Origin of the sequence: Sinosporangium siamense, assembly GCF_016863435.1 — a bacterium.
GTDB lineage: Bacteria > Actinomycetota > Actinomycetes > Streptosporangiales > Streptosporangiaceae > Sinosporangium > Sinosporangium siamense.
The window spans coordinates 173,197-198,744 of the sequence record NZ_BOOW01000013.1 but is presented as its reverse complement, the minus strand read 5'-3'; the positions used below and the strand labels follow the sequence as shown (position 1 = coordinate 198,744).

Genomic DNA, 25,548 nt, shown 5'->3' with positions numbered 1-25,548 from the left:
TCCGTCCTGCCGCCCTCGGCACGCCTCCACCCAGGTCAGAGGCGGTGGCATGGGGCCTTCTGCGGCCCTCGGGATAACCTGAAAAGCCTTGTCCGTGCGCGCTTCGCGGTTTTCCCGCCCGCCAGGCGGGAGCCTCCGCAGGGACGGAAGTCCTACGAGAAGGGTGAACAAAGTCCATGCCGCAAGGGGCGGGCGGCCCTACCGCACACGCTCCCATCCGCGGACTGTGGGGACAGTGAACTTGGGAGGGCGTATGAGCGGCCCCACCGACGACGAGACCACGGAGATGTTGCGAGCGGCGGCCGGCGCTGCCGCGTGGGCGCCTTCTGTGCACAATACTCAGCCGTGGTCGTTCGTCCTTTCCGGCGGCGAACTCGGCCTGCGCGCCGACGCCGACCGGCTGCTGCGCGTGGGCGACACTTCCGGACGCCAGATGCTGATCAGTTGCGGTGCCGCGCTGTTCAATGTGCATGTGGCGCTCCTGGCGAAGGGACAGCGGCCACAGCTGCGGGTTCTGCCGGATCCGGACCGGCCCAATCTTCTGGCCACCGTGCGCCTGGGTGAATCCGACGGCGCAGACGAGCACAGCCGGATGTTGTACGACCAGATCGAATTGCGCCACACACACCGAGGCGGTTTCACCGACGATCCCGTCCCCGCGGAACTCCTCCGTGTCCTCACCTTGGAGGCGGAGGCCGAGGGAGCGCTTTTCACCCCGGTGGCGTCGCCGTCCGCCGTCCGCGTGATCGCCGCGCTGACGACCGCAGCGCAGGAGGTCCAGGAGCAGGATCTGGCCTTCTCCCTCGAACTCCTGCGCTGGTCACGGCCTCCCGGCGACACTCGGCGCGAAGGGGTGCCGGCGCATGCATATCCGGCGGCCCCCAGCCGGACCGAACCTCAGTTCGACCAGCGGGACTACGCCCACGGCCGCGGATGGGGCTTCGAGCGGCAGGTCGGCGGCCAGGCCCCCGGCCACGCCGGCGTCGTCGCGGTGATCACCACGGCCGAGGACCGGCGCAAGGACTGGCTCACGACCGGCCAGGCCCTGCAGCGTGTCCTGCTGCGGGCCTGTGCCCACGGCGTCAGCGCGGCCTTCCACACCCAGGCGCTGGAGATGCACCATCTGCGGGAGTTCCTCCGCGAGGAGCTGCTCTCCGGAGAGCACCCGCAAATGATCATGCGGCTGGGTGTGCCCGAAGAGACCCTCGGCACGCCGCGGCGCCCGCTGGACGACATGCTGGAAGAAGATCTTTAACGGCCAAAGGTCCCATGGAATCGGGACTTCAGCCGTGCCTGGGCATGCCGTACGGCACTGCTTGCGGAGCGCCGAACACGATGTTCTGTAGGTGCACACAACGCACCACCTCCCGCAAGGAGCCACATCATGGCCAGCAGGGACGACTACCGGCGGCGGCTCGCCAAGCCCGTGACGACCCACGTGCCGGCACCCCGCACGCCCAACCGCCACAACGAGGCGCCCACGCGGGCGCGTCACAGCGCCGCCGACTACACCTGGGCGGTCGCCCGGCTCGCCCTTGGCTGGATCTTCCTCTGGGCCTTCCTGGACAAGACCTTCGGCCTCGGGTTCGCCACAGCGCCGGCCAAGGCGTGGCTTGCGGGAGGCAGCCCCACCATGGGGTTCCTCACTGGAGCAGACGGCACATTCGGGACCGCCTTCAACGGCCTGGCCGGGCAGGCGTGGGTGGACTGGCTGTTCATGCTCGGGTTGCTCGGGGTCGGCGGAGCGCTGATCCTCGGCGCAGGACTGCGGATCGCCGCCGTGGCGGGAGGTCTGATGTTGCTCCTCATGTGGGCGGCCGCGCTCCCGCTGACCACCAACCCCTTCATGGACGACCACCTGATCTACGCCGTCCTGCTCGCCGGTCTCGCCTTCGCCAACGCCGGTGACACGCTCGGCATCGGCCGCTGGTGGGGAAACACCCGGCTCGTACGGCGCATGCCGTACCTGAAGTAAGGTCCGTGTCCCCTACCCCGAAGCCCGCCCCACACCCAGGGGGCGGGCTTCGGCGTTGTCAACCAGGTTTTCAGCAACCTTTGCCGTCTCCCCTCCGTCCTCCGGCTCCGAGACGACGAGGCCGGTGGCCGTGAGCTCGCCTGAGACGGGCGGCTGCAGGGGGTTCGGGAGGGCGATCATGCCCGCCCAGGCGTGTTTCCTGGGCAAGGATGAGGAATGGGAGGATTGTTGCCACAGTCAGGGTGAGAAGGGCATGTGATCATGGCGGAAGGGGATCTCCGCTCGCTTCTCCCGCATATGCGGTTGGACGAGCTTCTCGCGGAGTTGCAGACCCGTCTGGAGGACGTGCTCGCGACCCGCGACCGGGTGCACTCCCTCTTGGAAGCCGTGGTCTCCGTCGGCAGCGACCTCGATCTGGAGACCGTGTTGCGGCGCATGGTGGAGGCCGCCGTGAAGCTGGTGGACGCGCGATACGGCGCGCTGGGGGTGATCGGCGACGGGAACACGCTCATGCAGTTCATCCCGGTGGGCATCACCGAGGAGGAGATCGCCGAGATCGAGCACTGGCCCCACGGCAAGGGACTGCTGGGGTTGCTGATCAAGAACCCTCAGCCGCTGCGGCTGCCGGACATCGCCGACCACCCCGAGTCCTACGGCTTCCCGCCCGGTCATCCGCCGATGCGCACCTTCCTGGGCGTGCCGATCCGGGTGCGCGACGAGGTTTTCGGCAACCTCTATCTCACCGAGAAGATCGGGGGCGGGATCTTCGAGGAGGAGGACGAGGCCATCGTCTCCGCCCTCGCCACCGCCGCCGGCGTCGCCATCGAGAACGCCCGCCTCTACGAGGAGACCCGCCGCCGCGAAACGTGGCTCCAGATCTCCGCCGAGCTGACCACCGGCCTCCTGTCGGGGACCGACGTCCGGCACGTGCTGGCCGTCATGGCCAGGCGCACCCGTGAGATGACCGACGCCGACACCGTCACCATCGGTTTCCCCCGGGGCGAGAACCTCCGGGTGGAGATCGCCGACGGCTTCGGCGACGACTCACTGCGCGGCCGTGAGGGCCCGATCGAGGGCACCCTGGCCGGCGACGCGCTGCGCACCGGGCATACCCAGACGACCGACGACATCAACGTCCGCGAACCCGACTCGGCCCTGCTGGGCGGCCTCTCGCTGGGACCGGCCCTCGGCGTGCCCCTCACCGCCGGGCGGCAGGTGCAGGGTGTGCTGGGCCTCTTCAAACTCGCCGGGCGGCAGCCGTTCGGCGAATCCGACCGCCGCATGGTGCAGACCCTCGCCGGCCAGGCGGGCGTCGCCCTGGAGCTGGCCGAGGTCCGCAAGGACGCCGAGCGCCTGCATCTGCTGGAGGACCGCGACCGGATCGCGAAGGATCTGCACGACCTGGTGATCCAGCGGTTGTTCGCGGTGGCCATGACGCTGATGAGCACCGTGCGCCTGGTGGACGACCCCACGGGATCCGCCCGCCTCCAGCACGCCGTGGACGAGCTGGACGAGACCATCCGGCAGATCAGGTCGACCATCTTCGCCCTGCAGACCCCCGCCCACGACACCGCCCCCGGGTTGCGCGCCCAGATCATGGAGCTCGTCGAGTCCGCCCGCGGCCATCTCGGGTTCATGCCCGGCGTCCGCATGGAAGGCGCCATCGACACCACCGTCCCCGCCGACATCGGCGACCAGCTGCTGGCCGTGCTCCGCGAGGCCCTGTCCAATGTCGTACGGCACGCCCGCGCAAAGCGGGTGGACATCCTGGCGGAGGCCGGAGAGGAGCTGCTGCTCCAGGTGGAGGACGACGGCGTGGGGCTCCCCGCCGGAGGCCACAGAAGCGGCCTGCGCAACATGCGGGAACGAGCCGAGGATCTGGGCGGCACCTTCACCGCGGCCAGACGCGACCCCGGCGGCACCCGGCTCGTGTGGCGCATCCCACTGTCTCCCGGGGAGCGGCACTCGCCAGGCACGTAACACCCGTTACGTTCCGGCGGAACTCGCGAAAATCAACAGAGCGGCGTGCCGGTACGGTGGACCATATGAGCGTTCGCCGCGCATGTCGATCAACGTGCCGTGGCGCCTTGGACGCTTGCACTGACTAGAGTGCACAACTATCCACCGCCCGCATGCCTGCGATGGTGTCGCGCGAGGTGATGGTTCCGAGCAATCCTGTGCGAGAAAGCCGAGTTCCGCGATGGTGAGTGAGTCCGTGTCCCCGCTGCGGCAGGTCGCCGGTGCCCCTGAGGTGGGAGCCGACGGTGAGCGGGTGGCCGCCGCGCCCGGGACGACCGTGCAGATCGTCGACCACGCTCTCATGGTGCTCCACGCGATCGCCGAGGCGGACCGCCCCAGGGGTGTGCGGGAGCTGAGCCGCGACCTCATGATCAGTAAGAGCTCCACCCAGCGCATCCTCACGTCCTTGGAGCGTGTCGGTCTCGCGGTCTTCGACGAGGAGAGCCGCCGCTACGAGATCGGCCCGGCGGCTCTGACACTGGCGTGGAAATACGCGGCCAACAGCGATCTGGTGAGCGCCTCACGGGAGATCGCCCAGTCGATCGCGGCCACGACGGGGGAGACGGCGTGCGTGTCGACCCTGGTGGGCGATCGGCGGGTCACCGTCTACGAGGCGGAGAGCACCCAGCCGCTGCGGCTCATCACCGGCGTGGGCCGGCCCTACTCCCCGTTGCAGGGCGCGACGGGGCGGGCCCTGCTGGCTCTCCTGGACGAAGGGGGTCTGGAGCGCGTCACCGCTGAATCGGAGGAGGGCGACACGCTCACGCGGCGGGTGGCCGAGGCGCGGACGGCCGGATATGCGGTGAGCAGGGGCGAGTGGATCGAGGGGGCCTGCGGCGTCGCGGTTCCCGTCGGCGTGCGGGGCGGGACGGTCGCGGCCCTCAGCATCTACGGGCCCGCGGTGCGGCTGACGGACGAGCGGGTCGCCGAGCTGCTTCCCTCGCTGCGCGAGGGCGCCCATCAGATCGCGATCCGCTGGCGGCAAGGCTGACCCACGATCGCCCCGGCGGCCCGGCACCGCGGAATGGTGCCGGGCCGTCGGCGTGCGTAAGCGCGGTGAGCCCGCGGTGTGAGCGCAATACGGCGAAGCGGCGTGAGCCAGTACGCCGGAGCACCGACGCCGGCGTTCTAACCTGGCCATTGACCCCCAAATTCCACTTCGGTACATTGTCCCAAACAATCTGGTCTGCTGTCCCGCCCCGGGGCGGCAAGCGCCGCTGCCCGCCGAAAGCCACGACATCGGGCGGTGGCCGGCCGCAGGCACGGCGGAGACGGCTGGAAGCGTCCACGGGCTGAGTCGAACGCCGTGGAACGTTCCATATCCCCACTTCCTCAGGAGGCAAAGTCATGTTGATGGGCTGGCGAGCGCGGATCGGACAGATCAGGCCCGCGACGGCGATCGAAGGTGCCGAGGAGTGGCGAGAGGCAGCCCCTCCCGGCGTCGCCTTCGCAGACGCGCGGACGATCGTCCCCCGGGTGGACGCCGAGGGCCTCAAAGTCATGATGAGCCAGGTCACCGAGGCGGCGAGACAGCTCGCCACGGCCAAGGTGGATCTCATCGTCCAGTGCGGCGCGCCCGGCACGTTCATCCCGGGACCCGGCACCGACGAGAAGGTGACCGACGAGATCACCGCCGTCACCGGCATCCCCGCGATCACGATGCAGCAGGCCACGGTGGACGCGCTCCGCGCGCTTGGTGCGACCTCGGTGGCCATCGGCACGATCTACAGCGACGAGGTCAACGAGGCGCTGCGCGCCTACCTTGAGGCGGTCGGCATCCCGGTGGCCGCGATCGAGGGACTGCAGATCACCGACCCCTACGAGGCGAGCGTGCACGACGCCGACAGCGCCTACCGCCTGGGCAAGCGCGTGCTCAAGGCGGCCCCGGACGCCGACGCCATCCTGATCTCCTGCGGCACCTACCGGACCTTCGAAATCCTGCCGTACCTCGAGATGGACACCGGTGTCCCCGTGGTCACGAGCAACCAGGCGAGCCTGTGGCGGGCCCTGCGCTACCTCGGCCTGCGCGACAAGATTCCCACGCTCGGGAAACTCGGCAGCATCTAGTCCTCCGCCCGGTGCCCTCACCCCCCGGCCCGGGCCCAGCGGACGCCGCGACCCCCTCCTCCCTCACGACGAGCCCCCCCCGGACACAGACCGCGCGTCCCCGGGGGAAAGCCGATCGGCGCCGACGACAGCGCCCCGCCCCCACCCCCGACGTGCCCCCGCAGTCCAGCCGCTCACGGCACAGCGGTGGCACGAGTAAGCAAAGGCAGTGAACATGGAGTTGCTCCCCCCATCGGTGCGCTCACGCGGACGGCCCCGACATTCGTTTACGGCAGCGATCATTCTCCTCGCGGCGGGCCTCGCGTTGACGGGGTGCGCGGGCGGGACGGCGCTCGGGCGCGACGCCGGCACGGTCGTGATCGGGTCGGAGGGCGAGATTCCGCCACTCGATCCGCACCGGCTCAACGGCACCGTCGGTCTGCGCCTGATCGACGCGCTCTACGACCCGCTGGTGCGCGAGGACCTGAGCAAGACCTCCGACCGCGCCCCCGCGCTCGTGCCCGGGCTGGCGCAGTCGTGGACGACGTCGGCGGACGCCCGGACGCACACGTTCACCTTGCGCCCGGGAGTCCTCTTCGCCGACGGGACCGCGTTCGACGCGGATGCGGTCAAGGTCAACTTCGCCCGCATCATGGACAAGTCCTCCCCCGTCTACGACAAGACGGCGGCCGGCAACATGTCCTTCCTGACCCGCTGGATCGACACGGTGAGCACCCCCGACGCCTCGACCGTGGTCCTCAAGCTGAAGGAACCCTACGCGGCCATGCCGCGCCTGCTCACCGACCGGCGGATGTCGATCATCAGCCCGGCCGCGCTCAAGCAGATCGGCGGCGACGAGATCGGCCTCAAGCCCGTCGGCACCGGCTCTTTCTCCGTACAAAGCTTCGAGCAGGGCAAACGCCTCGACCTGCGGCCCAACCCCAAGTTCTGGGGTGGCAAGCCGCGTGCCGCGAAAATCATCATCGAGGCGGTGACCGACCCGACGACCCTCGCCATCGCCGCGCAGACCGGCGAGGTCGACGCGATCCTCAGCGCGGGTGCTCAACAGGTCAAGCAGTTCCAGCACAACGACATCATGGCTGTGCAGTACCCCGATCCGGCGAATCAGTATTTCATCCGGCTCAACACGCGGATCGCCCCGACGAGTCGCCCCGAGTTCCGGCAGGCCCTCAACTACGCGATCGACCGTGCGGCCATCGCCCGGCTGACCGGCGGGCAGGCCGCGCCGTCGACGCACCCGATCCCCAAGGGCAACGAGGCCTACGACGCGAGCACGCGACAGGGCGCCGGCTACAGCCACGATCCCGGCAAAGCACGAAGGCTTCTCGCCGAGAGCGGCGTGGCGACTCCTGTCCGCCTGCGGGTGCTGTCGCCGAACAGCGGCCCCGGCTTCACCCAGGCCACGGAGATCATGTCGCTGATCCAGCAGGACCTCAAGGCGATCGGCGTCGAACTCGACGTGCAATACATGGAGTTCGCCTCCCTGCTGGCTCAGGAGGGGCCGGGTTACCCCGACGGTGTGCACGGGTCGTTCAACGGCTGGACGACGGGTGCCGCCTCGGCGGACTTCCTGGAGCGCATGTTCAGCGGCAAACTCGTGCCCCCCGGGGGCGTGAACCGGGGCTGGTATCGGAACGGGCGGGTCGACGCCCTGTTCGACCAGGCCAGAGGCGAGCGCGACGACGCCGAGCGCTTCTCGCTCTATCGGCGGGCCGGTGACCTGATCGCCGGCGACGCCCCCTGGGTCTTCCTCTACCAGGACAGGCTGCCCCGCCTGCTCAACCGTGAGGTGACCGGCGTGGTCCCCGCCACATCGGTCTACATCGACTACACCACCCTCGGCCGCCGGTGAGGGAGAGGACGACCATGGATTCACCGACCGCTCTCGGACCGCAGAGCGTCTCCCCGGCGCGGAGACTCCGCCTGCCCCGGCTGACGAACGGCAACGCCACGTTAAACATCGGTGCGGCCATCGTGCTGGGCAGCGTCCTGCTGGCGCTGCTGGCTCCGTGGCTCGCGCCGTACGATCCCCTTCGCACGGACACCTCCGCGCTTGGGCTCGGGATCTTCAGCCCCGGCCACATCCTCGGCACCGACGAGGTGGGGCGCGACATCCTGAGCAGGCTGCTGCACGGCACCCGCCTGGCCTTGCTGGTCGCCGTCGTGCCGACGCTGTTCGCGCTGCTGGTCGGCGGCTGTCTCGGACTGCTCGCGGGCTATGTGGGCGGCTGGGTGGACAGCGTGCTCATGCGGGTCTTCGATGTGATGTTCTCCTTCCCCGGCATCCTGTTCGCGCTCGGCATCGGTGTGGCGCTGGGCCCCGGCCTCACCTCGATGATCATCGCGATGGTGGTCGTGACGGTGCCGGAGTTCGGAAGAATCGTCCGGGGCGCCGTTCTCGGGCTCAAGCAGGAGCAATACGTCGAGGCCGCGCGTGCCCTGGGATTCAGTCACTCGCGTGTGGCCTTCCGGCACGTCACTCCCAACCTGCTGGGCAGCACGATCGTCTTCGCCACCCTCCAGACCGGGCGGAACGTCATCCTCAGCTCAAGCCTGGCCTTCCTCGGCCTCGGCGCGCAGCCTCCCACACCCGACTGGGGCCAGATGCTCAGCGGCGGCCGTTCCCTCCTGCTGACCGCACCGCATGTGGCGACGATCCCCGGGCTCGCCATCGTCGTGCTCGCCGTCGGTTTCAACCTCCTCGGCGACGGCGTGCGCGACCGGCTCGATCCCCGGGCCCGCCGGACCCGCCCATGACCTCGTTTACGGAGCCCCCATGCTGACCTTCACCGTGCGGCGAGCCCTGCAGATGATCCCGGTCGCCTTCGGGGTCACACTCGCGACGTTCCTCCTCGGCCAGATCATCCCCGGTGATCAGGCCGCCGCACTGCTCGGGCCGAGTTCCTCGGAGCAGGAGAGGCAGGCGCTGCGGGAGGAGATGGGGCTCAACGAGCCCGTGCTCACCCAGTACGTCACCTATCTCGGCAACCTGTTCACCGGGGATCTCGGCCGGTCCCTCTCCTTCGGACGCCCGGTCATGTCGGTCCTGGCCGAGCGGATCGCCAACACCGTGCTGCTGTCCGGGACCGCCATCGTCGTCGCCGCCCTGCTCGGCGTGGCGATCGGCACGTGGGCGGCGATGAAGCCCGGGTCGGTCCGCGACCGGGGCCTGACCGTCGGCGTGTTGTTCTTCAACTCGATTCCCTCCTTCTGGTTCGGCCTCGTGCTGATCATGACGTTCTCCCTGGGGTTGCGGCTCCTGCCGGCGACCGGCATGACCTCCATCGGCGGCGGCGGAGTCGTCGACGTGGTGGCGCACATGGTGCTGCCGGTGATCACGCTCGCGGCGTGGTCGCTCGCGGTCATCGCGCGTATGACGAGGTCCGCCGTGCTTGAGGTGATCGGCAACGACTACGTCCGTACGGCCAGGTCGCGGGGTGTCGGCGAGATGCGGGTCGTCGTCCGGCATGTGCTGCCGAACGCGCTGCCCTCGGTCGTCACGGTGATCGGGCTGCAAGCCGGATTCCTGCTGAGCGGGGCCGTGCTGACCGAGACGGTGTTCTCGTGGCCCGGCATCGGGCTCGCGCTCTACCAGGCGATCTCCACCCGGGACATCCCCCTGATCCAGGGCGGCATCCTGCTCATCGCGATCGGATTCGTGTTGATCAACTTCCTGGTCGACACGCTTCAGGCCTATTTCAACCCCAAGATCAAACTGGCCTGACAGGGCTCGCCGAGAGGACGAACATGAGTTCACAGGCACTCCTTGACGTGGAGCGGCTCAGCGTCGCCTATCCGGGCCGGGACCGGCCGTTCCGCACGGTCGACGACGTCTCTTTCCGGGTGGCCCCGGGCGAGGCGCTCGGCATCGTCGGCGAGTCCGGCTGCGGCAAGAGCCAGACCATGCTGGCCGTGCTGCGGCTGCTCCCGAGCCCGGTGGCGGACATCTCGGGCGCCATCCGGTTCGGCGGGGACGACCTCGCCGGGATCCCGGCCAAGCGGATGCGTGCCGTACGGGGCTCCGGCATCGGGCTGGTCTCGCAGGACGCGTTGTCGGCGCTCAACCCGGCCATGACCATCGGCGCGCAGATGGCCGAACCCCTCGTGCGCTACGACGGGATGCGGCGGCGGGCCGCGCTGGAGCGGTGCGCCGAACTGCTCGATCTGGTGGGCCTGCCCGGCGCGCGGCAGCGGCTCGGCAGCTACCCGCACGAGTTGTCGGGCGGCATGCGCCAGCGCGTGCTGATCGCGATGGCGATCAGCAGGAACCCCAAGGTGCTGATCGCGGACGAGCCGACGACGGCTCTCGACGTGACGATTCAGGCCCAGGTGCTGGGTCTCATCGACCGCCTCAGGCGCGAGCTCGGCATGGCGCTGATCCTGATCAGTCACGACCTCGGCGTGGTGGCGGGCATCACCGACCGCATCGCCGTGATGTACGCCGGACGCATCGTGGAGACGGCGTCCACCACCGACCTCTTCGACCGCCCGCGGCATCCCTACACGCGGGCGCTCCTCGCCTCGATGCCGAGGATGGACGAGGAGTTGCGGGAGCGGCTGCGGCCCATCCCCGGCCTCCCGCCCGACCTCGAACAACCGCCGCCGGGCTGCGCCTACCACCCCCGCTGCCTGCTCGCCCGGGCCGGCTGCGAACAGTCGATGCCGCAGCTCGTGCGGATCGGCGCCGGCGGGGCGCCCGATCACCGTGTCCGCTGTCCCGTCGTGCTGGAGGAAACCCCATGACATCCGACATCGTGGTCGAGGACCTGCGTGTGCACTTCCCCGTGCGTTCCGGGGTGCTGCGCCGGGTCGTCGCCGCCGCCCGCGCCGTCGACGGGGTGTCGTTCACCGTGCCGGCCCGCGGCATCGTCAGCCTGGTCGGCGAGAGCGGCAGCGGCAAGAGCACCACGGGCCGTGCGCTCATCGGCCTGGCGCCCGTCACCGGGGGCAGGGTGCGCCTCCACGGCGAGGACCTCGCCACGCGGCGGGCCGACGGCTCGCTGCCCCGCCTCGCGCAGATCGTCTACCAGGACCCCTTCGCCAGCCTCAACCCGCGGATGACGGTCGGCGCGGTGCTGCGCGAGGTGCTGACCGTGCACAGGATCGTCCCCAGGGAAGCGGTCGGCAAGCGTGTCGCGGAACTGCTCGACCAGGTCGGTCTGCGCCCCGAGCTCGCACGGCGCTATCCGCACGAGCTCTCCGGCGGTCAGCGCCAGCGGGTGGCGATCGCCCGCGCCCTGGCCGTGGAGCCCCGGTTCATCGTCTGCGACGAGATCGTCTCCGCGCTCGACGTCAGCATCCAGGGGCAGATCGTCAACCTGCTCCAGGACCTGCGCGACCGGCTCGACCTGAGCTACCTGTTCATCGCACACGACCTCAGCGTCGTGCGCCACATCTCCGACCGGGTCGTCGTGATGTACGGCGGGCGCATCATGGAGGCCGCCTCCCGCGACGACCTGTTCGCCTCTCCCCGTCATCCGTACACCCACGCCCTCCTGCGGGCCGTCCCCCTTCCCGACCCCCGCAGGAAGGAGAACATCACCGACACCCGGCCCCGCGCGGAGCCGCCCGACCCCGTCGCCCCGCCGCCCGGCTGCCGCTTCCAGCGGACGTGCCCGTTCGCGACGGACCAGTGCCGTACGGCGGAGCCCGCGACGGTGGCCGTGTCCGACGGTCACACGGTGGCCTGCCACCGTCACGACGACCCCGCCGTGATCGCGGCCCTGGCACCCGCCACGGTCTGAGCACCCCACACGCAAGGGGAGGGGCCGGGACTGTTCCCGGCCCCTTTTCGCGGTGCTCGTCCGTCTTGCCGCGGTGCTCGGCTTGCCGCAGTGCTCGTCTTGCCGCGGTGCTCGTCTTGCCGCGATGCTCGGCAAAGCGGCGGGAAACGTGCCAAGGGGCCCGGCGGCGCCCCAGTGGCAGCCGGGCCCCTCTCTCGGTCTTCTCAGTGCGGCAGCGTGACCTGCGGTCTCGAGTGCTCCGGCGCGGGGTCCACCGGGTGCCAGCCGAGGGGGTGCACGGTGATGTCCATCCACGGCCAGACGGGCAGCCGGGACAGGATCTCGTGCAGTTCGCTCGGGCTCTCCGCCCGCCAGAGGCCCCAGTTCTCCCGCCTGCCGGGGACACGCCACATGCGGATGAGGTGACCGGCTTCCGCGAGCTTGCCGGCCAGGGCCCTCTCCTCCTCGGCGATCCTGGCGTACTTCTCGGGGTCGCCGTCCGCGGGCCATTGGATGCGGATGTTGACGAGGAATTCCATGCTCTAGTGCTTTCTCTCGTTGAGGGCGTCGCTCAGTACGGCCCGGCTCGCATTACGTCCGGGGATGCCGGTGACGTAACCGCCGGGCCATGTGCCCGAGCCGCTGAGGTAGAAGCCGCGAAGCGGCGTGCGGTAACCGGCGATCTCGGGGTGGGGCCGTGTGGCGAAGAGGTCCCCCGGCAGCATGTCGCCGTGCGTGATGTTGCTCTCCACCAGGCCGAGTTCGCGTTCGATCTCGACCGGGCCCATGAAACGGTGGTCGACGATGCGGTCGGCGAGTCCCGGCATGAGCCGCGAGAGCTCGTCCACACACCGCCGTCCGAATTTGTCGGTCTCGCTCTCCCAATCGCCCTCACGCAGGTCGTACGGCGCATGCCAGGCGTTCACACTGATGAGATGCGTGTCGCCGGGAGTCAGATGAGGTGAGGTGATCGTAGGGATAAGCCCCCACATGAGGGGCTTCTGGGAAGGTATCCCGGCCAGTGCGTCGTGGATGGACCGCTCGATGCCGGCCGGTGAGCCGCCGAGGCGGAACTGACACGTCGCCGCCTGCGTCTGGGAGACCCCCTCCGGCAGGTCGGCGTAGGGCGGAAGCCCGTCCACCTCAAGGAGGACCTTGAAGGCAGAGCCCCGGATGCGCCTCGACGCCACCGCGCGCCGGACCTCCGGTCCCAGCGCCTCGTCGTCCAGCAGGTCGCGGAAGAGATGCACCGGGCTGACGGCGGCCACGACACGGTCGGCGGAGAGCACGTCGCCACCCGCGACCGCCACTCCTCGCACCCGCCCCGCGGCGTGGACGACGTCGGTGACCGGGGACCCGGTCCGGATGTGCACGCCGTGGCTGCGGCAACACCGCTCAAGGGCGTCCACGATGGCGCTCATCGACCCGACGGGGAGGCCGGTCGACCCCCGGAGGGCGACCCGGCCGGGGTCGTCGGCGGAGAGCCGCGCACGTGAGGCGAGGGCGAACGGCCGCATCATGAGCCCCACCGCCGTGCCGGGCGCGGACGGCGGCACCAGGTGGGCGTTGAGCGCCAGCATGGTGAGCAGCGCCTTGGTCTCGTCGGCGACCAGGTAGTCGTCGAGGAGTTCAGTGAGGCCGCGCAGGAAGACGGAGGTGAACAGCCTCTCGTCCTCGGGGGTCCGCAGCCGGCGGGCGAGCTCGGCGAGGGAGGGCGACGGCTCGGCGAGGGAGACCCCGAGCGTGCGGCCGAGCCGTTCCAGATCGTCCACCAGCCGCCGGTAGCGTGCGCCCTCGCCGGGGGCGAAGGCGTCGAGCTGCCGCTCGACCCGCGCCTGGTCGCGCCAGCCGAGGAAGTAGCCGTCGTCGTAACGCTGCACCACCGTGGGATCGGCCGGGACGAACCGCAGGCCGAAGCCGGCAAGGTCCAGCTCGGCCACCACGGCGGGATCGAGGGACCCCGGGGAGTTGGTGAAGGACAGCCGGCGGCCCGGCAGGAACTCGTAGGCCCCGCAGGGGCCGCCGAGGGTTTCGCGGGCCTCGACGAGTGCGGTCCGCAGTCCCGCCTTGCCGAGGTAGGCGGCGGCCACGAGCCCGTTGTGCCCGCCGCCCAGGACGACGACGTCGAACTCGGCTTCCGCCGTACGTCCTCTCATGCCCGGCCCGCCATCAGCCGGCCTGCTTGTGGAACGTGCCAAAAGTGGCGTCGAAAAGGCGCAGCCAGTTCTCCCCGGCGACCTTGGCGACCTCCTCGTCCGTCATGCCGCGCTTGCGGAGGCCGTCGAGGACGTCGCGGTAGCCCTTGGCCGCGTCGAACCAGCCCGGGAACTCGACCACGCCGGAGATCGGCACCATGGGCGAGCGGCTCCAGCGGCCCTGCCGCCACCACACCAGCTCCTCGTCGCCGTGGCCGGTGTAGAAGTCCGAGCCGAGACCGACGTGGTCGACGCCGATGAGGTCGACCGTCCAGGCGACCATGTCGCAGAAGTCGTCGAGGCTGCAATCGGTGCCGTTGGGCGCGAGCCGGGGATACATGCTGAGTCCGATGACGCCGTCCTGCTGGGCCATGGTCTTGAGCACGTCAGCCGACTTGTTGCGCACGGCGAGCTCGACGTCGCCGCCGACGTAGTCGCGCGGGTTCGCGTGGGTGATCGCGACAGGCTTCTCGGAGGCCTCGAACGCCTCCAGACAGGTGCGCTCGTTGCAGTGGGAGACGTCGACCAGCATGCCGACCTGGTTCATCTCACGGATGAGATTGACGCCGTAGGTGCGGGAGAGGCCCGTGTCCTCGTGCTCCCAGCAGCCGGCGCCCGCGGAGTTCTGCGTGTTGTACGTGAGCTGGGCGATCCGCACGCCGGCCTGGTGGAAGGCGCCGACCAGGTCGAGGTCGTCCTCGAAGGGGGTGCTGTTCTGAAAGCCGAACACGACGGCGGTGCGGCCCTCGGCCTTGGCGGCGCGGATGTCGTCCGCGCCGCGCCCCTCCGTCAGCAGGTCGGCGTGCTCGGTGAGCAGGCGCTGCCAGCGGCCGAGCTCGCGCATGGTCTCGGTGGAGTCCTCCCAGATGGCAGTCGTCACGTGAACCGCCGCGAGCCCGGCGTCACGCCACTCCTGGAATCGCTCCCTGCCGGGCTTGCTGAACTGCAGGGCGTCGATAAGCATTGATCACTCCTCCGCGAGGGCATGTTGGCCCACTGTCCCAATAATTCTGGGACAGCGTACCCAGAATGGTTTCAACAGGTCAACGAGGGGTGTCACCACGTCAGGTAGCTCACCTTCTCCCGGGAATACGAGCGCAGCGAGGCGTCGCTCTGCTCGCTCCCGCCCTGCCCCGAGCCCTTCCATCCGGCGAAGGGCACATGGAACTCAAGCCCCGCCGTCGGCTGGTTCACCAGCACCGTGCCGCACTCCAGCCGGGCGCCGAACTCCGCGGCCCGGCCGAGGTCCCGCGTGAAGATCGACCCCACCAGCCCGTAGTCGCCCGCGTTGGCGAACTCCAGCGCTTCCTCCATGTCCTTGCCGCGGTGAACGGCCAGCACCGGGCCGAAGACCTCCTGCAGGCAGATCGTGCTCGAGGCGTGCACTCCGTCGAGCACCACCGGGCTCAGATAGGAACCACGCAGGTGCCCGGGAACGGGCGACGCCGCCGGGGTCAGCATGCGCGCGCCCTCCGCCACCGCGTCCTCCACCAACCCGAGCACCCGGTCGCGGCTCGGCTCATCGATCAGGGGCCCCACCACGGTGGACTCCTCACGCGGATCGCCGACGACCCACTCCGCGACCCGTGCGAGAAGCAGGTCGAGAAACTCCTCATATCGGTCGGCGTGCACGGACACCCGGCTCGTCGCCGTGCACTTCTGCCCGGCCATGCCGAAAGCGCCGGCGAGGACGGCCCCCACCGCCGCCGGCAGATCGGCGTCCTCGGCCACGACGACGGTGTTCTTGCCGCCCATCTCGCACACGAAAGGCACACCCCGCGCCGCCGCGGACGCGGCCACATGCCTTCCCACCGCGGTCGACCCGGTGAACGACACTCCGCCGACCCTCGGGTCTGCAGCCAGGGCCGCCCCCGTCCCGGCGCCACCCTGCACGACGTTGAGCACCCCCTCCGGCAGCACCGTGCTCATGATGTGCGCGAGCTCGGTGGACGATCGAGCCGCCTGAGGCGCGGGCTTGAGCACCACCGAGTTGCCCGCGGCGAGGGCGGGGGCGATCTTCAGCACGGACAGGTTGACCGGGAAGTTCCAGGGAGCGAGTGCCGCGACGACGCCGAGCGGTTCCCGGGTGGTGACGATCGTGGTGCGCTCCTTCACGGAGGAGAACGACCGTCCGGTGTCCCGCCACACACCGCCCGCGTAGAAGTCGAGGATCCTGGCGGCGTTCATGATCTCGCCGAGCGCCTCTCTGCGGGTCTTGCCCAGCTCCTCCACCAGCGCGCCGGCCAGGCCGGCGGCTCCGCCGCGCAGCGCGGAGGCCAGGGCGGCCAGAGCGTCGGAGCGTACGGCAGGGCCCGCCGCAGCCCACTGCCGGCCGCGGGATCCGGCGGTCTCGATCGCCCGGGAGAGCTGCTCCTCACTCGACGATCCGCACTCGAAGGCCAGGTCGGGGTCGTGCGGGGAGACCCGTTCCACGACCTCGTCTCCATGGGGTTCCTCGAAGCCGCCGTCGATCAGATTCCGGGGTGCCGGCGAACGCATCTGCCGTTCTCCATCCGTGTTAACACATGGGACAATGTCCCGGACAGTAACACAGACTCCTTCACCTGCGGCAATGCGGTGCCGGGGGAAGACGGAGCGGGAGAAGCAGTGCGGATCTACAGGCCGCCGTCGCGTATGCGGCGCCCGGAGATGTCCTCGATGCGCACCACGACGTATTGGTTGCGTTCTCCCGGTGCCCACGGGATGAGCGGCAGGAGGGAGAGGCGGGCGACCTCCTGCGGGTCCACCACGGCCCGGGCGTGGCCGATGACGGTGACCGACCACCCCGTCCACATCGCGGCGTCGAACTCGTCCACCTCGAACGCCACCACCGCGTCCCGCGCGGCGGCGGCGAGTTTGGAGCCCTGGCCGGTGCGGATGACGATGTGGCCGTCCACGACCAGGAAGTTGACCGGCTGCACCGCAGGGAGGGCGCGGTCGGTGAAGACGATGCGCCCGACGGGGACGCTGGACAGCAGCTCCACGCATTCGGTCCTGGTGAGGACCTGCAGGCCGGCCGAATCGACATTCATGGCATCAGCATCGCGCCGCTTCCGCCATAAACGTCAGGGGCGAAAGTCCCCTTCGTGGGGTCGTTCGGCCTTCAGTTTGGCGGCGAGGGCCGCGACCTGGGTGCGGCGCTGCATGTCGAGTTTGGCGAGGAGGTTGGACACGTAGTTCTTGACCGTCTTCTCCGCGAGGAAGAGCCGCTCGCCGATCTGGCGGTTGGTCATGCCCTCTCCGATGTGCTCGAAGATCTGGCGTTCCTGGTCGGTGAGAGCGGAGAGGGGGTCCTTCCTGCGGTCGTGGTCGCGGATGCGCTGGAGCATCGCGGCGGTGGTCTGCGGGTCGAGGAGCGACTGGCCGCGGGCGACGGTGCGCACCGCTCCGACGAGGTCGGAGCCGTGGATCTGCTTGAGCACATAGCCGGAGGCGCCGGCCATGACGGCGTCGAAGAGGGCGTCGTCGTCGGTGAAGGAGGTGAGCATGAGGCAGGCGATGTCGGGCACGCGCGAGCGGACCTCCCGGCAGACGGTGACGCCGTTGCCGTCGGGGAGGCGGACGTCGAGCACGGCGACGTCGGGTTTGACGGCGGGGATGCGCGCGATGGCCTGTTCGGCCGTGCCGGCCTCGCCGACGATCTCGATGTCGCCTTCGGAGGAGAGCAGGGCGGCGACGCCGCGCCGGACAACCTCATGATCGTCTACCAGGAACACCCGAATCATGTCTCGACTGTATCCATCAGAGGGCCTTGCGGGCCATGGTGGACCTGGCCAGGAACTTCGGCCGGAAGTCCTCCACCGCCAGGGCGTCGAAGTCGGTCACGACGCGCTTGGCCCACTTGCGGGCGGTGTCCTGCCGCTGCCGGGCGGCCTTCTTGTGCACCTTCGCGGCCTGCCTCCTCGCGCGGCGGTAGCCCCGGGAGGCGGCCTTGCCCGCCGGGGGCCTCCGCCGGGCCGTCATCCGCTGATACCGGGCCAGCCTGGCGGCGGCCTTCCCGCCGTGCCCGGCGTGGGGCAGGTCGTGCTCGTCGCTGGTGGTGGTCGCGGTCTGCCTCACGCCCCAGTCGATGCCGATCACCCTGCCCGTGGCGGGCAGCGGCCGCAGCTCGGCGGGAACGACGAAGGAGGCGTACCAGTGGCCGATGCCGTCGCGGTGGACGCGGACGCTGGAGGGGTCGGCGGGCAGGTCCCGGGACCACACCACCGCCAGCGCGATGCCGCCCGCGAGGTGCAGGCGGCCGTCCCTCAGCCGGAAACCGCGCCGGGTGTAGTTCAGCGTCGGATCGGCCAGGTCCTTCCTCTTGAAGCGGGGCATGCCCGCGCGCTGTCGCATCGGCAGGCGGGCCTTGATGTCCTTGAGGGCCTTGGCGCGGGACCTGGCGAAGTCGCGGACGGTCTGCTGCTGCGGCACCGAGCCGCCCGCCCGCAGCCACTCGTGCTCGCCGTGCCAGCCGGTCAGCATCCCGTCCAGCCGGGCGGGCCGACACTCCTGCCGGGCCTTATGCGCGGCGCGGGAGGAGGCGACGCACTCGTTCCACACCCACCGGCACCGGTCCCACTCCCGAAGCAGGGCGTCGCGCGCGGCGGACGACACGCGGAGCCGGTAGGTGTACCGGGCGTACCCGGTCTCCGGCTCTGTCGGTGTCGCCACAGCGATCATTCTGCCATCAGGCAGACGGCATGGGCGGCCGGCGTGAGGCAGATCGCGTTGTGTCCTCCCGGCGATTTTCACGCGTGGCTCAAGGAGACGGCCAAACATCGGCACCGGTCCTTGCACGCGCAGGTGCCGCACATCGTGCAGCGGGCCGTCCCGGCTCCGCCGGGCCATACCTGGGACGCCCCTTCCTCCCCGGCCTGAAGGCCAGGGCATCTTGGGCGGATCCCGGTGACTAAGGTCCCTGGTTTACCGGAGGCAGCGGGGGAAGCGTCGAAGGTATGCATGTCAAGGAGATCGACGCCTTCTGGCGAGCCGCGAACTATCTGTCCGTGGGGCAGATCTACCTGCTGGACAATCCGCTGCTGAAGGAGCCACTGCGGCCGGAGCACGTGAAACCCCGCCTGCTCGGTCACTGGGGGACGACACCGGGGCTGAACTTCTGTTTCGCCCATCTCAACCGGGTGATCGTCGAGCGCGGCCAGGACATGATCTACATCGCGGGCCCGGGGCACGGGGGGCCGGCGGCGGTGGCGCACGCCTGGCTGGAAGGCACCTATAGCGAGATTTATCCGGATGTGGCGATGAACGCTGAGGGGATGCGGCGGCTGTTCCGGCAGTTCTCCTTCCCCGGCGGGATCCCCAGCCACGTGGCGCCCGAGACACCCGGTTCGATCCACGAAGGGGGTGAACTCGGCTACGCCCTGGCACACGCCTACGGCGCGGCGTTCGACAACCCGGACCTGGTGGTCGCGTGTGTGGTCGGAGACGGCGAGGCGGAGACCGGCCCGCTGGCGGCGAGCTGGCACTCGAACAAGTTCATCGATCCCCGGCGGGACGGGATCGTGCTCCCCATCCTCCACCTCAACGGCTACAAGATCGCGGGCCCCACCGTGCTCGCCCGCATCCCCGAGGTGGAGCTGATCAAACTCTTCGAGGGGTACGGCTACCGCCCGCACATCGTGTCGGGGGACGATCCGGCGGTGATGCACGAGACGATGATCCGCACGCTGGATCTCGTGTTCGAGCAGATCGCCGAGATCAAAAGCGGCCTGGCCGGGGCCCGGCCGCCCATGATCGTGCTACGCACCCCCAAGGGGTGGACGGGCCCGCGCGAGGTCGACGGGAAACCGGTGGAGGGCACGTGGCGGTCCCATCAGGTGCCGCTGTCGCAGGTCAGGGACGACGCCGTGCATCTGGCCATGCTGGAGGACTGGATGCGGTCCTACCGGCCGGACGAGCTGTTCGACGCCGAGGGGCGGCCCACGGTGACGGTGACCGAGGCCGCGCCGCGCGGGACGAGGCGGATGAGCGCCAATCCGCACGCCAACGGGGGCGAGTTGCTGCGCCCGCTCACGCTGCCGGACTTCCGGGCCTATGCCGTACAGGTGAAGTCGCCTGCGACGGAGTCGAGTGAGCCGACGCGGGTGCTAGGCGGGTTCCTGCGGGATGTGATCGCCGCCAATCCGGAGAACTTCCGGCTGATGGGGCCGGATGAGACCGCGTCGAACCGGTTGTCGGCGGTGTTCGAGGTGACCGATCGTGCGTGGGATGCGGAGATTCTGAAGACCGATGAGCATCTCGCGCCGGATGGGCGGGTGATGGAGGTTTTGAGCGAGCACCTGTGCCAGGGGTGGCTGGAGGGATATCTGCTCACCGGGCGGCACGGGCTGTTCAATTGCTATGAGGCTTTCATCCACATCGTGGATGCGATGTTCAACCAGCACGCCAAGTGGCTGGAGTCGGCGAAGAACATCCCCTGGCGGCGGCCGATCGCGTCGTTGAACTACCTGCTGTCATCACATGTCTGGCGTCAGGACCACAACGGGTTCAGCCATCAGGATCCCGGCTTCCTGGACGTCGTCATGAACAAGAAGTCGTCGATCGTGCGTGTCTACCTGCCCCCGGACGCCAATACGCTCCTCTCCACCGCCGACCACTGCCTGCGCTCACGCGACTATGTGAACGTCGTCGTGGCGGGCAAGCAGCCGGTGCTCGACCTGTTCTCCATGCGGGAGGCGATCGCCCACTGCGCACGCGGGGCGGGCATCCTGACCTGGGCCTCGACCGACGGCGGGGAGGATCCGGACGTCGTGCTGGCCTGTGCGGGCGATGTGCCCACCCTGGAGACGCTCGCGGCGGCGGCGATCCTGCGTGAGCACCTGCCGGACTTGCGGGTGCGCGTGGTGAACGTGGTGGATCTGATGCGATTGCAACCGGCTTCCGAGCACCCGCACGGCATGTCGGACGCCGAGTTCGACACGCTTTTCACGAGTGACAAGCCGATCATCTTCAACTTCCACGGCTATCCGTGGCTGATCCACCGGCTCACCTATCGCCGCAACGGGCACGGCAACATCCACGTGCGCGGCTACAAGGAGGAGGGCACGACGACCACCCCCTTCGATATGGCGATGCTCAACGACATCGACAGGTTCCACCTGGTGATGGATGTGATCGACCGGGTGCCGCATCTGATGTCCAGGGCCGCCCATCTGCGTCAGGAGATGGCCGACGAACGGCTGCGCGCCCGCATCTACACCCGCGAGCACGGAGACGACCCGGCGTTCATCAGAGACTGGGTCTGGCCTTACTGATCCCGGCGCTGATTCGACCCCAGTACGGCGAGGGCCTCGGCGGCGATCTCCGCCTCCTCGTCGGTGGGGACGACCAGGACGGCGACCTCCGCGCCGGGTGGTGAGACGGCGCGGGCACCGGTCGAGGCGGCCTCGTTGCGACTTTGATCGACGACGAGGCCGAGCCGTTCCAGCCCCCTGAGGGCTGCGGCGCGGGTGCGCGCGTCGTGTTCGCCCACGCCGGCGGTGAAGACGATGGCGTCCAGGCGGCCGAGCAGGGCGTAGTAAGCGCCGATGTACTTGCGGATGCGGCGCGCGTAGATCTCCAGCCCAAGGCGCGCGTGCCCGTCCCCCGCATCGGCCAGTCGCCAGATGTCGCGCATATCGGTTTCGCCGGTCAGGGCGCGCATGCCGCTTCCGCTGGACAACACCTGTTCCGCCGCGTCGGGGGTGAGGCCGAGTTCCCTGAGCAGGAAGAGCGGCAGGATGGGGTCGACGTCGCCGCTGCGGGTGCCCATGACCAGCCCCTCCATCGGGGTCATGCCCATCGAGGTGTCGACGCTGCGCCCGTGGTGCACGGCCGCCGCGCTGGCGCCGTTGCCGAGGTGGAGCACGATCAGGTCGAGTTCGCCGAGCGGGCGGCCCAGGAGTTTCGCGGCGTGGCGGCACACATAGGCGTAGGAGGTGCCGTGGAAGCCGTATCTCCGCACACCATGCTCCTTGGCCCATTCCCTGGGCACCGCGTAGGTGTACGCCTCGGGCGGCAGTGTGTGATGGAACGCCGTGTCGAACACCGCCACCTGCGGGATGTCCGGAAACAGGCGCATCGCCGTACGGATGCCGGTGACGTTGGCCGGGTTGTGCAGGGGGGCGAGCGGGCTGAGGGCCTCGATCTCCTCGATCACCTTCTCGTCGATCACGGTGGGTTCGCGGAAGCGGGTGCCGCCGTGCACCACACGGTGGCCGATCGCGCGCAGCCGCAGGCTCGCCAGGTCCGGCCCGGCAGCCGCGAACGCCGCCACGACCGCGTCCATCGCGGCCTGGTGGTCGGGGTACGGTTCGCGCCTTTCATAGGCTTCGCCGTCTTTCGGGCGGTGGATCAGCCGCCCTTCGCCGTCGCCGACGCGCTCCACCAGGCCGACTGCCGTGCGGGCGCCGGTGCCGGGGTCGAGCAGCTCGTATTTGATCGACGACGAGCCGATGTTCAGGACGAGGACGTGGTCGCTCACGTTGCTGAGTCTCCCCACACCGGTGCCGAGAATTCGGGTCGAAGGTCCCTAACGGAGTGGGACCGGGGGCTCTGGAGGCGGTGCCCTACCTGGGCGACAGTGGGGATGTGGCTGGTCCACAACAGAAGAGAGGAGCCACTCATGTCCGGATATATCGCAGTTGGCACGGATGGGTCGGCACCTGCGACCACTGCGGTGAAATGGGCTGCGGAGGATGCCGCCCGGCGCGGCTGCCCGCTCACCATCGTGCACGTGTGCGAGTCCTGGATCTATGACGTGCCCTCCCAGCCGGTGCCTCTTTCGACCGAAGGCATGGCCGGCTATTGCGAAGGTGTGGTTGCCGCGGCGGTCGAATACGCCCGTGTCCAGGCGCCCGGGATCGAGATCAACACCCGGATGCCCGCCGGGAAGATCACCGAGAATCTGCTCAAGGAGTCGGACAACGCGATCCAGGTCGTCGTGGGCAACCGCGGGCACGGCGGCTTCACCGGCCTGCTCGCGGGATCGGTCAGCGTCGGGCTGGCCGGCCATGCCGCCTGCCCGGTGGTGGTCGTACGGGAGACCCCGGACGTCCTCCACGGCAAGATCGTCGTCGGCTTCGACGGCTCACGCCAGGCCCAGGCGGCCCTGGACTACGCCTTCGAGGAGGCGTCCCGCCGCAACGCGACCCTGGAAGTGGTCTACGCCTGGCAGCATCCGCTGGTCACCTCCTTCACAGCGGGCTACGCGCCGCCCACCGACGATCTGTTCATCAAGAGCGACGAGGCGGTGAAGGAGGCCCTCGCCCCCTGGCTCGCCCGGCACCCCGAGGTCTCCGCCACCAAGACCACCGTCTCCGACCACCCCGTGTCCGCCCTCACCGACGCCTCCGAGCAGGCCGACCTCGTCGTCGTCGGCTCCCGCGGCCTCGGCGGCTTCCGCGCCGCCATCCTCGGCTCCATAAGCCGCGGCGTCATCCACCACGCCCACTGCCCGGTCGTGGTCGTCCCCAGCGGCTACCACGAACCGGAAGACCCCGCCATCGAACAAACCGCCTGACGGTCCGACGGCGGGTCTCACATAGCACGAAAGGGTGCATGGGCTCTCCCACCAGAGCCCGTGCACCCTTTTATCCTCTTTTCTGGCGCTTAATCGCCCAGTACTGGCGCCGGTACGGCAGGGCACCGGAAGCCCGGGGCCGGGAGGAAGCCCCATTCACCTTCTACCCCCGAAAGGCCCGGCTGGTAAGCGGCCCGACCGAACCGGGTCAGAGCATCATCGTTCCGCTTCGATGCGCTCAAAGATGTCCGCGTCCGTCTCCTGCTGCCACTTCGGTAGGTCGTCCCAGTCCGCGACATACGAAGGTTTGGGATCCGGCACATGCTTGTAGATCTGCCCCACCCAGCAAACCGCCACAAACTTCCCCTTCTGTCCACGGGTCAGCTTGGCGGCCCCTCCCCCGGTGGCGTCGATAAAGGCGATTACCTGATCGTAGACAGCAGCGGCACACTCGCGTTCCCAATCCGGCATCTCCTCCCACGGTGCGACATATCCGCCTTTGGGTTCGCCCGGATAGTACTTCCGCACCCCCGCGATCCACGCCTCGCGAAAGATTCTCGCCCGTTCGACCTGTGCCATTGCCTTCCCTCTCGTCACCGAGCAGCCAGGCTGGTGACGGCCCTGATCTGCTCATGGAGCCGGCGTGCCCAACCATCCCCCAATAGCGGGATAAGTTGAACCTGGAGTCCCTGAAGTTTACGACCCACGTAGCCGGATCCTGTGTCCCGCATCGCCTCAATCGCCGCCGTCGCGTGGACGGTGACGCGCGCGGGATCCCGGGACTGCACGCCGAGGATGGCGAGATCGACGTGAATGCTGGCCAGACGTCGCGGGGAAACGCCGTCCTTCACCACCTCGGCTAAGACGGATTCCGCGAGGTCCGGCCTGTTTAGTCGGACATAGCAGGCGCCCCGCTCCTCCGCCAATCGCCCTCCGTGGAATCGCAGCCACCCTCCGTTGTGAACCCTCCCCGTGAGGTTCCGCACCTCTTCCGCCGTGTCCAGTGCCCGATTGCACCCGTCCGCGTCGGCGAGCCCCGCCAAGGCGTGCGCCTGTACGGCATGAGCCCAATACCGAGTGGACAGGGAGTTGTCGCCCCGCTGCGCGATGCGGGACGCCAGATCGAGCATGGCGGCAGCCTTGTCGAACTGTTTGCTGTACAAACTCACGAAGGAATGACGGATGAGGGCCGCGGCCCAGAGGTCATATGATTCGGCCTCCCGTCCCGCGAGGGTCGCCAAGGTGTAGCACTGGGCCGCGTCGGAATAGTTGTCGCAGTCGAAGAGGATCTCCCCGGCGAGCTGGTAAAGCTCGCTGACGAGTTCGCAGAGGCTCCGGTGGGTGGCCTGGTCGCGGGTCCGTTGCAGGTTCGCGGTGAGGACGTCGAGCTGGTCGCGCACGAGGGGGAAGGTGGAGCGTTTCGATCGGGAGCGGCTGTAGACCTGCCAGAGTTCGCTGCCCCGCGTGGCGTGCCGCCAGAGCGGATCGGCGCCGGCCTCGCGCGGGACGCTCTCAGGCCACTCCCAGCCGGCCGGATCGACGGGTGCCACAGCGATGAGCGTGCTGGACATGCTCATGATGCGTAGCAGTTCGCGGCGATTCACATCGTCTTCCTGTCGACTGAGAGTGACGTCTGGTTGCGCCAGGGCATATTCCTCAGCCGCGTGGGGTGCCGGCGGATCCGCCAAGGGTTCGTCGAGGAGTTTGAACCACAGCAGGTGACTCGGGACACGGAGGGTCCTCGCCCAGTGGGCGAGGTTGTCCAGGCTGCGCATCGGCGGCCCGTTCTCGATCCGGCTCACCTGGGCCTGGGTGAGGCCGAGCCAGGCGCCCATGAGCTCCTGCGGGATGCCGTCGCGGCCGTAGTAGGCCGCGTGCCGCTCATGTTTGCGGTAGGCACGCGAGACGCGGCCCATATGCTGCCCGGCGAACGCGTCGCGGAACTGCGGGGTGTCCCAGAAGGCAGGCGGCACCACGGGGACTTCGGCACGGAGAGAGATTCGCTTCCTCTCACATGGGCTGCAACGATCTCGAGAATTGTCGAGGCCGAGGCGCGTCCCGCATCCGCAG

The 25,548-nt window shown here is 69.3% G+C and carries 22 protein-coding genes; 12 read left to right on the top strand and 10 right to left on the bottom strand.

What is annotated here, in order from left to right; translation table 11 throughout:
* Positions 1-253: 253 nt before the first annotated feature.
* From Ssi02_RS11550 to Ssi02_RS11505, 10 genes are all read left to right on the top strand, one after another.
* Entirely contained in the window at positions 254-1,255 is a 1,002-nt protein-coding gene (locus tag Ssi02_RS11550; protein ID WP_204024661.1) for an Acg family FMN-binding oxidoreductase, read from the top strand.
* 129 nt (positions 1,256-1,384) lie between these two features.
* Complete coding sequence (locus Ssi02_RS11545) at positions 1,385-1,975, top strand: hypothetical protein (RefSeq protein ID WP_239128809.1); 591 nt, start codon at positions 1,385-1,387, stop codon at positions 1,973-1,975.
* Positions 1,976-2,236: 261 nt separating this feature from the next.
* Positions 2,237-3,955 (top strand): sensor histidine kinase, encoded by a 1,719-nt coding sequence (locus tag Ssi02_RS11540; protein ID WP_204024714.1) that lies wholly within the window; start codon positions 2,237-2,239, stop codon positions 3,953-3,955.
* A 220-nt stretch (positions 3,956-4,175) separates the two neighbouring features.
* Positions 4,176-4,985, top strand: a complete 810-nt coding sequence (locus Ssi02_RS11535; RefSeq protein ID WP_204024659.1) for an IclR family transcriptional regulator — start codon at positions 4,176-4,178, stop codon at positions 4,983-4,985.
* 356 nt (positions 4,986-5,341) lie between these two features.
* Entirely contained in the window at positions 5,342-6,061 is a 720-nt protein-coding gene (locus Ssi02_RS11530) for a maleate cis-trans isomerase family protein (protein WP_204024657.1), read from the top strand.
* 214 nt (positions 6,062-6,275) lie between these two features.
* Positions 6,276-7,913 (top strand): ABC transporter substrate-binding protein, encoded by a 1,638-nt coding sequence (locus Ssi02_RS11525; RefSeq protein WP_204024655.1) that lies wholly within the window; start codon positions 6,276-6,278, stop codon positions 7,911-7,913.
* Between the two features lie 14 nt (positions 7,914-7,927).
* The gene (locus Ssi02_RS11520) at positions 7,928-8,818 is read left to right on the top strand and encodes an ABC transporter permease (protein ID WP_204024654.1); all 891 of its coding nucleotides are present in this window, start codon (positions 7,928-7,930) and stop codon (positions 8,816-8,818) included.
* Positions 8,819-8,837: 19 nt separating this feature from the next.
* Complete coding sequence (locus Ssi02_RS11515) at positions 8,838-9,785, top strand: ABC transporter permease (RefSeq protein WP_204024652.1); 948 nt, start codon at positions 8,838-8,840, stop codon at positions 9,783-9,785.
* A gap of 23 nt (positions 9,786-9,808) precedes the next feature.
* Positions 9,809-10,804 carry an ABC transporter ATP-binding protein gene (locus Ssi02_RS11510; RefSeq protein ID WP_204024650.1) on the top strand — a complete coding sequence of 332 codons (996 nt, stop codon included), beginning with the start codon at positions 9,809-9,811 and terminating at the stop codon, positions 10,802-10,804.
* Positions 10,801-11,805: an ABC transporter ATP-binding protein gene (locus Ssi02_RS11505; protein ID WP_204024648.1), complete on the top strand. Its 1,005-nt coding sequence runs from the start codon at positions 10,801-10,803 to the stop codon at positions 11,803-11,805. The genes Ssi02_RS11510 and Ssi02_RS11505 overlap by 4 nt, the downstream gene beginning before the upstream one ends.
* A gap of 203 nt (positions 11,806-12,008) precedes the next feature.
* On the opposite strand, the gene Ssi02_RS11500 is transcribed toward Ssi02_RS11505, so the two are convergent.
* The 7 genes from Ssi02_RS11500 to Ssi02_RS11470 form a co-directional block, all read right to left on the bottom strand.
* Positions 12,009-12,323 (bottom strand): muconolactone Delta-isomerase, encoded by a 315-nt coding sequence (locus Ssi02_RS11500; protein ID WP_204024646.1) that lies wholly within the window; start codon positions 12,321-12,323, stop codon positions 12,009-12,011.
* A gap of 3 nt (positions 12,324-12,326) precedes the next feature.
* Complete coding sequence (locus Ssi02_RS11495; protein WP_204024644.1) at positions 12,327-13,940, bottom strand: phytoene desaturase family protein; 1,614 nt, start codon at positions 13,938-13,940, stop codon at positions 12,327-12,329.
* Positions 13,941-13,953: 13 nt separating this feature from the next.
* Positions 13,954-14,943, bottom strand: coding sequence for a dipeptidase (locus Ssi02_RS11490; protein ID WP_204024642.1), 990 nt, complete (start codon positions 14,941-14,943; stop codon positions 13,954-13,956).
* 92 nt (positions 14,944-15,035) lie between these two features.
* Entirely contained in the window at positions 15,036-16,478 is a 1,443-nt protein-coding gene (locus Ssi02_RS11485; protein ID WP_204024640.1) for an aldehyde dehydrogenase family protein, read from the bottom strand.
* A gap of 116 nt (positions 16,479-16,594) precedes the next feature.
* On the bottom strand, positions 16,595-17,011 hold the full coding sequence (locus tag Ssi02_RS11480) for a pyridoxamine 5'-phosphate oxidase family protein (RefSeq protein ID WP_204024635.1): 417 nt from the start codon (positions 17,009-17,011) through the stop codon (positions 16,595-16,597).
* A gap of 33 nt (positions 17,012-17,044) precedes the next feature.
* On the bottom strand, positions 17,045-17,704 hold the full coding sequence (locus Ssi02_RS11475; protein WP_204024634.1) for a response regulator transcription factor: 660 nt from the start codon (positions 17,702-17,704) through the stop codon (positions 17,045-17,047).
* Between the two features lie 16 nt (positions 17,705-17,720).
* Positions 17,721-18,632, bottom strand: coding sequence for an RNA-guided endonuclease InsQ/TnpB family protein (locus Ssi02_RS11470; RefSeq protein ID WP_239128808.1), 912 nt, complete (start codon positions 18,630-18,632; stop codon positions 17,721-17,723).
* A gap of 284 nt (positions 18,633-18,916) precedes the next feature.
* Here Ssi02_RS11470 and Ssi02_RS11465 point away from each other — a divergent pair, with 284 nt between their 5' ends.
* Positions 18,917-21,232, top strand: a complete 2,316-nt coding sequence (locus Ssi02_RS11465) for a phosphoketolase family protein (protein ID WP_204024633.1) — start codon at positions 18,917-18,919, stop codon at positions 21,230-21,232.
* Here Ssi02_RS11465 and Ssi02_RS11460 read toward each other — a convergent pair.
* Positions 21,226-22,440 carry an acetate/propionate family kinase gene (locus tag Ssi02_RS11460; protein ID WP_204024632.1) on the bottom strand — a complete coding sequence of 405 codons (1,215 nt, stop codon included), beginning with the start codon at positions 22,438-22,440 and terminating at the stop codon, positions 21,226-21,228. The two genes, Ssi02_RS11465 and Ssi02_RS11460, sit on opposite strands and share 7 nt — an antisense overlap.
* A 141-nt stretch (positions 22,441-22,581) precedes the next feature.
* Between Ssi02_RS11460 and Ssi02_RS11455 the strand changes: the two genes are divergently transcribed.
* Entirely contained in the window at positions 22,582-23,478 is an 897-nt protein-coding gene (locus Ssi02_RS11455; protein WP_204024630.1) for a universal stress protein, read from the top strand.
* 216 nt (positions 23,479-23,694) lie between these two features.
* Here the strand turns inward: Ssi02_RS11455 and Ssi02_RS11450 are convergent, their stop codons facing one another.
* Together Ssi02_RS11450 and Ssi02_RS11445 are read right to left on the bottom strand one after the other, a co-directional pair.
* On the bottom strand, positions 23,695-24,057 hold the full coding sequence (locus tag Ssi02_RS11450) for a hypothetical protein (protein WP_204024628.1): 363 nt from the start codon (positions 24,055-24,057) through the stop codon (positions 23,695-23,697).
* 14 nt (positions 24,058-24,071) lie between these two features.
* A complete protein-coding gene (locus Ssi02_RS11445; protein ID WP_204024626.1) occupies positions 24,072-25,454 on the bottom strand; it encodes an NsdA family TPR-like regulatory protein in 1,383 nt (460 codons plus the stop codon).
* Between the last annotated feature and the right edge of the window lie 94 nt (positions 25,455-25,548).